Source organism: Saccharothrix sp. NPDC042600, from assembly GCF_040647305.1.
GTDB classification, from domain to species: Bacteria; Actinomycetota; Actinomycetes; order Mycobacteriales; family Pseudonocardiaceae; genus Actinosynnema; species Actinosynnema mutabilis.
This window is the reverse complement of sequence record NZ_JBEZBW010000007.1, coordinates 162,635-170,927: the sequence shown is the minus strand read 5'-3', so window position 1 is coordinate 170,927 and position 8,293 is coordinate 162,635. Positions and strand designations below refer to the sequence as shown.

Sequence of the window (8,293 nt, the reverse complement as noted above, 5' to 3'; positions counted from 1 at the left end):
TTTTGGCCCGACCCCCGAAAAGTGTGGTAGCCCTTCGGGCAGGTCATACGGTGGGGAACACGAAGGCCCCTTGTGGCTGGGAGCCCAAACCAAAAGCACGCCGCTGCGCGGCGAAAAGCGCCGCGCTTCGCGCGAAAGAAGCGCCAGCCCCCAGCGTCAACGGCGGCGGGATCGCGAGCGGTGTTCCCGGACGGGCTCCACCACCCGAGGGCCGCCATTGACCCGCAACCCCTCCACCACCCGCACGATGGTGCGCTCGACCTCCGCACTCGCCTTCTTCGGATCAGCCGCCCCGGCGATCATGCTCGCCCCCGCCGACAACGACCCGAACAGCAACCGGGCCATCGTCTCCACCGGCAACTGCTCCAACTCGCCACTGGTGATCAACACCTCGATGGTCGACCGCAGCAGGCCGTAGCTGAAGTGCTCTTCCGCCTCGCGCCACCGCTCCCAGCCCATCACCACGGGAGCCTCGTGGATCACGATGCGCTGGTACGACGGCTCCAGGCACACCCGCACGTACGCGCGCAGCCCCGCGATGGCCGTGTCCCACGGGTCGCCGGGGGCGCTGACGATCTCGCCGAGCTTGCGCATGAACGCGTTCTCGACCGAGTCGAAGGCGGCCTCGAACAGCGCCTGCTTGCCGCTGAAGTGGTGGTACAGCGCGCCCTTCGTCAGGCGGGCCCGCTTGGCGACCTCGTCCAGCGAGGTGCCCGCGTACCCCCGTTTGGTGAACAGCTCGACGGCACTGTCCACCAGGGCCTGCCTGGTGGACTCCGAGTACTCGACACGCCTGGACCGCACTGTCACCACGTTCACAACCGTACGACATACCGACGGTACGTACTCGTGGTATGTTCGCCCTATCGGCCATACCGGCGGTATGCCAAAGACCTCAGGTATGAGCCGCATCACGAGAGGAGGGCGTGATCATGAGCTGGACCGACTTCTACCGACGGCGTGACGCTCTGGACGCCGTGCTCGACGCCGCGTCCGACGACCCCGCGGCGCCCCTGACCTTCGACCGCGACCTGTTCGCCACCGAGGACGAGCTGCTCGCGGCCCTGCACTACCGGTGGATGCAGCAGCTCACCGGGCGGCTCGGCGTCGCGCTGGAGGACGCCGCGGGCGACCGCGTCGAGACCGTCACCCACACCTGGCGCGCGCTGGCCGCCGAGCAGCCCGTCCTGCGGGCCGTGCTGGACGAGCACCTGACCGCGCAGGACGCGATCGAGCGCGAGCAGCGGCTGCTCGCCCTGACCGCCGGGCTCGCGGACCTCACCGAACCGTCCGACGAGATCGCCAAGGTCGGCGCCGCGTTCCTGGCGCTGGTCCGCAACGCGCCGCGCGCCAAGGCGCCGGCCCGCCACCGCAGGCTCGCCAAGAGCGCCTGACTTGCTGTTGGGTGGTGACCATGGCGAAGTGGACCGAAGCGGACATCCCCGACCAGACCGGCCGCACCGTGCTGGTGACCGGGGCGAACTCGGGTCTCGGGCTGCGCACCGCCGAGGTGCTGGCCGGGAAGGGCGCGCGCGTCCTGATGGCCTGCCGGTCGCCTGAACGCGGGCAGCGCGCGCTGGAGCGGGTCGGCAACAAGGCCGAGCTGGTCGAGCTGGACCTGGCCGACCTGGGCTCGGTGCACGACGCCGCGAAGGCCGTCCGCGAGCGCACGGACCGGCTCGACGTGCTGGTCAACAACGCCGGGGTGATGGCGGTGCCGCTGGGGCGCACCGCCGACGGCTTCGAGCGCCAGTTCGGCACCAACCACCTGGGCCACGCGGCCCTCACCTGGCTGCTCATGCCGCTGCTCAAGGCCACCCCGCACGCCCGCGTGGTCACCGTGTCGAGCATGGCCCACCAGTTGGGCGCGATCGACCTCGCCGACCCGAACTACGAGGTCCGCCGCTACTCGTCGTGGGGCGCGTACGGGCAGTCCAAGCTGGCCAACCTGCTCTTCGCGCGCGAGCTGGAACGCCGGTGCCGGACCGCGGGCGTGGACGTGACGTCCGTCGCGGCCCACCCCGGTGTCACGGCGACCGAGCTGAGCACCAACATGGCGCGTTCGCGGCGCAACCCGGTCATGTCCGTCGGGGCCAAGATCAGCGACTTCTTCGCCCAGTCCGTCGAGATGGGGACGTTGCCGCAGCTCTACGCGGCGACCGCGCCGGACGTCGTCGGCGGCGCGTACTACGGCCCCGACGGGTTCCGCGGGATGCGCGGGCACCCCACCCGTTCGGGCTCCACGGCGGCGGCCAAGGACGAGCTGGCCGCGAGCCGCCTGTGGGACCTGACGGCCAAGCTCACGGGCGTCGCGCCGGACCCGGCGTGACGTAGTGTTGAGGCCGTGACCGTCGTACCTGAAGGTCGGAAGCTGCTGCGCCTAGAGGTGCGCAACAGCCAAACGCCCATCGAGAAGAAGCCCTCGTGGATCAAGACCAAGGCGAAGATGGGCCCCGAGTACCGGGAGCTCAAGGGTCTGGTCAAGCGCGAGGGCCTGCACACGGTGTGCGAAGAGGCCGGTTGTCCCAACATCTACGAGTGCTGGGAAGACCGGGAGGCCACCTTCCTCATCGGTGGCGAGCAGTGCACCCGACGCTGCGACTTCTGCCAGATCGACACCGGCAAGCCCACGGACCTCGACCGCGACGAGCCGCGCCGGGTCGCCGAGTCCGTCCAGGCCATGGGCCTGCGCTACTCCACCGTCACGGGTGTGGCGCGGGACGACCTCGAAGACGGCGGCGCGTGGCTGTACGCCGAGACCGTCCGCCAGATCCACGCGCTCAACCCGGGCACGGGCGTCGAGCTGCTGATCCCGGACTTCAACGCGGTGCCCGAGCAGCTCGCCGAGGTGTTCGACTCGCGCCCCGAGGTGCTCGCGCACAACCTGGAGACCGTGCCGCGGATCTTCAAGCGCATCCGCCCGGCGTTCCGCTACGAGCGGTCGCTGGAGGTCATCACGAAGGCCCGCGAGGCCGGCCTGGTGACCAAGTCGAACCTCATCCTCGGCATGGGCGAGACGCCGGAGGAGGTCACCGAGGCGCTGCACGACCTGTACGACGCCGGCTGCGAGATCATCACGATCACGCAGTACCTGCGCCCGTCGCCGCGGCACCACCCGGTCGAGCGCTGGGTGAAGCCGGAGGAGTTCGTGGTGCACAAGGAGACCGCCGAGGGCATCGGCTTCTCCGGCGTCATGGCCGGCCCGCTGGTCCGCTCCTCCTACCGCGCGGGACGCCTGTACGCCCAGGCCGTGCAGAAGCGCGGGGACGTGCTCCCGGAGAACCTGCGCCACCTGCTGGAGGCGGGCGGCGCGGCCCAGGAGATCACCTCCCTGCTGGCCCGCTAGGCAGCTCGTCGGAGCCCCCGGCCGCCGCGGTCGGGGGCTTCGTCATGCCGAAGACCGCCGCCGCACCACCGCGGCCCCCACGACGAACAACGCGCCCAGCACGGTCACCGGCGCGGCCCACGCGAGCCGCTCCACCCGCAGCCGCGAGCAGATCTCGACCAGCGCGCCCCCTTCGGCCTCGACGGCGACCCGGTCGAACCCCATGCCCACGCTGTTGCCGCACGAGACGGCGACGCCCGAGGGCGAGTCGGCGGACAGCGGCAGCAACATGATCAACAACCCGGCCAGGAAGAAAGCGACCCCCACCACCGCGGCGACCGTCTTGGGCGACATGGCGGACAAGCTACGTCCTGAACGCTGTTAGGCATAGGGGGCGTCGCACCCGAGGAGCCCCGGTCGGCAACCCCTGATCCCGCGTCGCGAGGTCCCGGAAGCGTACGCGGACGGCTCAGCCGCGGTCGGACTTGCCCCGTGCCACCGCGTCGACCAGGAGCGGTGTCACGTCGTCCACGCCCCACAGTTCGAGGAGGCTGGACACGGCTTGACGAATGCCTTCGTAACTTTCCGTCGGCAGATCCGGGGGGAGCTTGACGTGGAGCTCCGGTTTGTGCATCGGTCCAGCGTCCCTGTCGGCGTTACCGGTCCGCAATACCCTGATGGTGGACATCGCGGCGCGAAATGCGAAATGCCTCGACCGCCGGTGGCGAGCGATTGTCGGCGATTTGTGAAATACCCCACACTGGTGGGCGCGACAGGATTCGAACCTGCGACCGCTCGGGTGTAAACCGAGTGCTCTTCCGCTGAGCTACACGCCCGGTCCGGGGTCGGCCGACCGGCCGACTCCGGGGCAAACGCTATCAGGCCCCCAGCTCGGCGACGGCCTTCTTCCACGCCTCCTGGTCGCGCGCCTCGCCCGGCGCGTTGACCTCGGCGTAGCGGACCACGCCCTCGGTGTCGATCAGGAACGTGCCGCGGTTGGCCAGGCCCGCGGCCTCGTTGAACACGCCGTACTCGGTCGCCACCTCGCCGTGCGGCCAGAAGTCCGAGAGCAGCGGGAAGGTGTAGCCCTGCTGCTCCGCCCACGCCTTCAGGCTGAACGGCGTGTCCACGGACACGCCGATGACCTGCACGTTCTCGCTCTCGTACGTGGCCAGCTCGTCGCGCACCTGGCACAGCTCGCCGGTGCAGATGCCGCTGAACGCGAACGGGTAGAACACCAGCAGGACGTTGCGCTCGCCGCGGAACGACGACAGCGTCACCGGCTGCTTGTTGTAGTCGTTGAGCGTGAAGTCCGGAGCCTGCGAACCGACCTCGACCGACATTCCTCGCCCTTCCGCCAAGTGGAAAAGTGCCCAGCCCAAGAAGACGGGCTCCGTGCGGAGCCCGCCGTCGAGCCTAGCGGCACGGGTCGGGGCGGCCGAATGCGACGTCTCAGCGCTTGGACTTGGCGGATTTCGGCGAGACCAGCTTGGTCGCCGCCCAGTCCGCGCTCGCGCTGATGGCGGAGGTCTGGGCGAGCCCCGCGGTCGGCACGGCCTCGGCGATGTCGCTCGGCTCGACGTACCCGGGCCGCCCGGTCTTGGGCGTCAGGACCCAGATCACGCCGTCGTCCGCGAGCGGGCCGATGGCGTCGACCAGGGCGTCCACCAGGTCGCCGTCGTCCTCGCGCCACCACAGCAGGACCACGTCCACGACCTCGTCGGCGTCCTCGTCGAGCAGATCGCTGCCGATGCGCTCTTCGACCGCCGCACGGAGGTCGTCGTCGACGTCCTCTCCCCAGCCGATTTCCTGGACCACAGCGCCCGGGTCGATCCCGAGCCTCTCGGCGACACCGACCTTGCCGGCGTCTTCCGCGGCGACCACGGCTTCCACTCCTCCAAGTACACAAGAGCGGCAGCCGGGTTCGACTGCCGCGCGACATCACTACCAGTCGCGGCTAGCGAACACTGTCACACCAGGCAAGCGCAACCGTAAGGGCCGAGACACGCCGCATCGGGTACCCCCGGATGCGGTCCGCCATCCGGATGAGGCAGGCTCTACATACCTCCTATTCGCGCGCGCGAGGGACACGATCCAGAACTACTCACCGGTAGCGGTGACGGGACGGTGTCTTGAAGGCAACGATGGGAACCAGAGAACCCCGGATTGAGGAGATCCCTTGAGCCCGCAGAACACTCCCGAACGGGTGCGCGTCATCCGTGACGGCCTGGCCGCCCACCTGCCGGACATCGACCCGGAGGAGACCGCGGAGTGGCTGGAGTCGTTCGACGCCGTGCTCAAGGGCGGCGGTCAGCAGCGAGCCCGGTACCTGATGCTGCGCCTGTTGGAGCGGGCCCGCGAGAGCCACGTCGGCGTCCCCTCGCTGACCAGCACGGACTACGTCAACACCATCCCCACCGAGCGGGAGCCGTGGTTCCCCGGTGACGAGGAGGTGGAGCGGCGCTACCGGGCGTGGATCCGGTGGAACGCGGCGATCACCGTGCACCGCGCGCAGCGGCCCGGCGTCGGTGTCGGCGGTCACATCTCGACCTACGCCTCCAGCGCGAGCCTCTACGAGGTGGGCTTCAACCACTTCTTCCGGGGCAAGGACCACCCGGGTGGTGGCGACCACGTGTTCATCCAGGGCCACGCGTCACCCGGTGTGTACGCGCGGGCGTTCCTGGAGGGCCGCCTGACCGCCGAGCAGCTCGACGGTTTCCGCCAGGAGCACTCGCACGCCGGCCCCGGCGGCGGCCTGCCGTCCTACCCGCACCCGCGGCTGATGCCGGACTTCTGGGAGTTCCCGACCGTCTCCATGGGCCTGGGCCCGATGAACGCTATCTACCAGGCGCGGTTCAACCGCTACCTGCACGACCGCGGCATCAAGGACACCTCCGACCAGCACGTGTGGGCGTTCCTGGGCGACGGCGAGATGGACGAGCCGGAGTCGCGCGGCCTGCTCCAGGTCGCGGCCAACGAGCAGCTGGACAACCTGACCTTCGTGGTCAACTGCAACCTGCAGCGCCTGGACGGCCCGGTCCGCGGCAACGGCAAGATCATCCAGGAGCTGGAGGCGTTCTTCCGGGGCGCCGGCTGGAACGTCATCAAGGTCATCTGGGGCCGTGAGTGGGACGCCCTGCTGCACGCCGACCGTGACGGCGCGCTGGTGAACCTGATGAACACCACGCCCGACGGCGACTACCAGACCTACAAGGCCAACGACGGCGCGTACGTCAAGGAGCACTTCTTCGGCCGCGACCCGCGGACCAAGGAGCTGGTCGCGCCGATGTCCGACGACGAGGTGTGGAACCTCAAGCGCGGCGGCCACGACTACCGCAAGGTCTACGCGGCGTACAAGGCGGCGGTGGAGCACCACGGCCAGCCGACGGTCATCCTCGCCAAGACCATCAAGGGCTACGGCCTGGGCCCGCACTTCGCGGCGCGCAACGCCACCCACCAGATGAAGAAGATGACCCTGGAGGACCTGAAGCTCTTCCGGGACAGCCTGCGCATCCCGATCTCCGACGCCGACCTCGACCCGTACCTGCCGCCGTACTACCACCCCGGCCAGGACTCGCCGGAGATCCAGTACCTGCTGGAGCGCCGCAAGCAGCTCGGCGGGTTCGTGCCCGAGCGCCGGGCGAAGTCCAAGGCGCTGGTGCTGCCCGGCGACAAGGTCTACGACGTGGTGCGCAAGGGCTCGGGCAAGCAGGAGGTCGCCACCACGATGGCGTTCGTCCGGCTGGTCCGCGACCTGGCCAAGGACCCGGAGATCGGCGGCCGGATCGTGCCGATCATCCCGGACGAGGCGCGCACGTTCGGCATGGACTCGATGTTCCCGGCGCAGAAGATCTACAACCCCAACGGGCAGATGTACACGTCCGTGGACGCGCAGCTCATGCTGGCCTACAAGGAGTCCGAGCAGGGGCAGATCCTGCACGAGGGCATCAACGAGGCCGGTTCGACGGCGTCGTTCACCGCCGCCGGCACGTCCTACGCGACGCACGGCGAGCCGATGATCCCGATCTACATCTTCTACTCGATGTTCGGGTTCCAGCGGACCGGTGACGGCCTGTGGGCGGCGGCGGACCAGATGGCGCGCGGCTTCGTGCTGGGCGCGACGGCGGGCCGCACGACGCTGACCGGTGAGGGCCTGCAGCACGCCGACGGCCACTCGTTGCTGCTCGCGCACACCAACCCGGCGGTGATCGCCTACGACCCGGCGTGGTCGTTCGAGGTGGCGCACATCGTCAAGGACGGCCTGCGGCGGATGTACGGCGAGAACGCCGAGAACGTCTTCTACTACATGACCGTCTACAACGAGCCGTACCAGCAGCCGGCCGAGCCCGAGGACCTGGACGTGGAGGGCCTGCTCAAGGGCCTCTACCGGTACCAGCAGGGCGGTTCGGCGTCGGGTCCGCGGGCGCAGATCCTCGCCTCCGGCGTGGCGATGCCGTGGGCGGTCAAGGCGCAGCGGATGCTGGCCGAGGAGTGGGGCGTGCAGGCCGACGTGTGGTCGGCGACGTCGTACTCCGAGCTGCGCCGCGAGGCCGTCGAGGTGGACCGGCACAACCTGCTGCACCCCGACCAGGAGCCGCGCGTGCCGTACGTGACGCAGGTGCTGGCCGACGCGGCCGGCCCGGTCGTGGCGGTGTCGGACTGGATGTCGGCGGTGCCGGACCTGATCCGCCCGTACGTGCCGACCGACATGGTCACCCTGGGCACCGACGGCTTCGGCTTCTCCGACACCCGCCCGGCCGCGCGCCGCCACTTCCTGGTGGACGCGGAGTCGGTCGTGGTGGCCACGCTGCAGGCGCTGGCCAAGCGCGGCGAGGTCGAGCAGGCGAAGGTCGTCGAGGCGGCGCGCCGCTACAAGATCGACGACGTGTCCGCGGCCGGCCCGTCCACCACGGACGCGGGCCTGGCCTGACGCACGCGCCGACGGCGGCGGCGCGCGAGAACACCGAC

The 8,293-nt window shown here is 69.9% G+C and carries 8 protein-coding genes and 1 tRNA gene; 4 read left to right on the top strand and 5 right to left on the bottom strand.

Annotation, left to right across the window (positions count from 1 at the left end; translation table 11 throughout):
• Nucleotides 1-156: 156 nt before the first annotated feature.
• Nucleotides 157-804, bottom strand: coding sequence for a TetR/AcrR family transcriptional regulator (locus AB0A74_RS08420; protein WP_358248205.1), 648 nt, complete (start codon nucleotides 802-804; stop codon nucleotides 157-159).
• A gap of 128 nt (nucleotides 805-932) precedes the next feature.
• Between AB0A74_RS08420 and AB0A74_RS08415 the strand changes: the two genes are divergently transcribed.
• The 3 genes from AB0A74_RS08415 to lipA are packed head-to-tail and all read left to right on the top strand — an operon-like array spanning nucleotide 933 to nucleotide 3,346.
• Nucleotides 933-1,394 (top strand): hypothetical protein, encoded by a 462-nt coding sequence (locus AB0A74_RS08415; protein ID WP_358248193.1) that lies wholly within the window; start codon nucleotides 933-935, stop codon nucleotides 1,392-1,394.
• A 20-nt stretch (nucleotides 1,395-1,414) separates the two neighbouring features.
• On the top strand, nucleotides 1,415-2,329 hold the full coding sequence (locus AB0A74_RS08410) for an oxidoreductase (protein WP_358248192.1): 915 nt from the start codon (nucleotides 1,415-1,417) through the stop codon (nucleotides 2,327-2,329).
• Nucleotides 2,330-2,344: 15 nt separating this feature from the next.
• The gene (gene lipA / locus AB0A74_RS08405; protein ID WP_358248191.1) at nucleotides 2,345-3,346 is read left to right on the top strand and encodes a lipoyl synthase; all 1,002 of its coding nucleotides are present in this window, start codon (nucleotides 2,345-2,347) and stop codon (nucleotides 3,344-3,346) included.
• 42 nt (nucleotides 3,347-3,388) lie between these two features.
• Here lipA and AB0A74_RS08400 read toward each other — a convergent pair whose 3' ends face one another.
• The 4 genes from AB0A74_RS08400 to AB0A74_RS08385 form a co-directional block, all read right to left on the bottom strand.
• Nucleotides 3,389-3,679 (bottom strand): hypothetical protein, encoded by a 291-nt coding sequence (locus tag AB0A74_RS08400; protein WP_358248190.1) that lies wholly within the window; start codon nucleotides 3,677-3,679, stop codon nucleotides 3,389-3,391.
• A gap of 407 nt (nucleotides 3,680-4,086) precedes the next feature.
• Nucleotides 4,087-4,161: transfer RNA gene (locus AB0A74_RS08395), tRNA-Val, on the bottom strand.
• A 42-nt stretch (nucleotides 4,162-4,203) separates the two neighbouring features.
• Nucleotides 4,204-4,668 (bottom strand): peroxiredoxin, encoded by a 465-nt coding sequence (locus AB0A74_RS08390; RefSeq protein ID WP_358248189.1) that lies wholly within the window; start codon nucleotides 4,666-4,668, stop codon nucleotides 4,204-4,206.
• Between the two features lie 109 nt (nucleotides 4,669-4,777).
• Nucleotides 4,778-5,209 (bottom strand): DUF3052 domain-containing protein, encoded by a 432-nt coding sequence (locus AB0A74_RS08385; RefSeq protein WP_358248188.1) that lies wholly within the window; start codon nucleotides 5,207-5,209, stop codon nucleotides 4,778-4,780.
• Between the two features lie 295 nt (nucleotides 5,210-5,504).
• Here AB0A74_RS08385 and aceE point away from each other — a divergent pair, with 295 nt between their 5' ends.
• A complete protein-coding gene (aceE, locus tag AB0A74_RS08380) occupies nucleotides 5,505-8,255 on the top strand; it encodes a pyruvate dehydrogenase (acetyl-transferring), homodimeric type (RefSeq protein WP_358248187.1) in 2,751 nt (916 codons plus the stop codon).
• Nucleotides 8,256-8,293: the final 38 nt, after the last annotated feature.

Bases quoted from the DNA above. Each gene is read 5' to 3' on its own strand.
- AB0A74_RS08415 (WP_358248193.1), top strand. From the start codon at position 933: ATGAGCTGGACCGACTTCTACCGACGGCGTGACGCTCTGGACGCCGTG.
- AB0A74_RS08410 (WP_358248192.1), top strand. From the start codon at position 1,415: ATGGCGAAGTGGACCGAAGCGGACATCCCCGACCAGACCGGCCGCACC.
- AB0A74_RS08400 (WP_358248190.1), bottom strand. From the start codon at position 3,679: ATGTCGCCCAAGACGGTCGCCGCGGTGGTGGGGGTCGCTTTCTTCCTG.
- AB0A74_RS08390 (WP_358248189.1), bottom strand. From the start codon at position 4,668: ATGTCGGTCGAGGTCGGTTCGCAGGCTCCGGACTTCACGCTCAACGAC.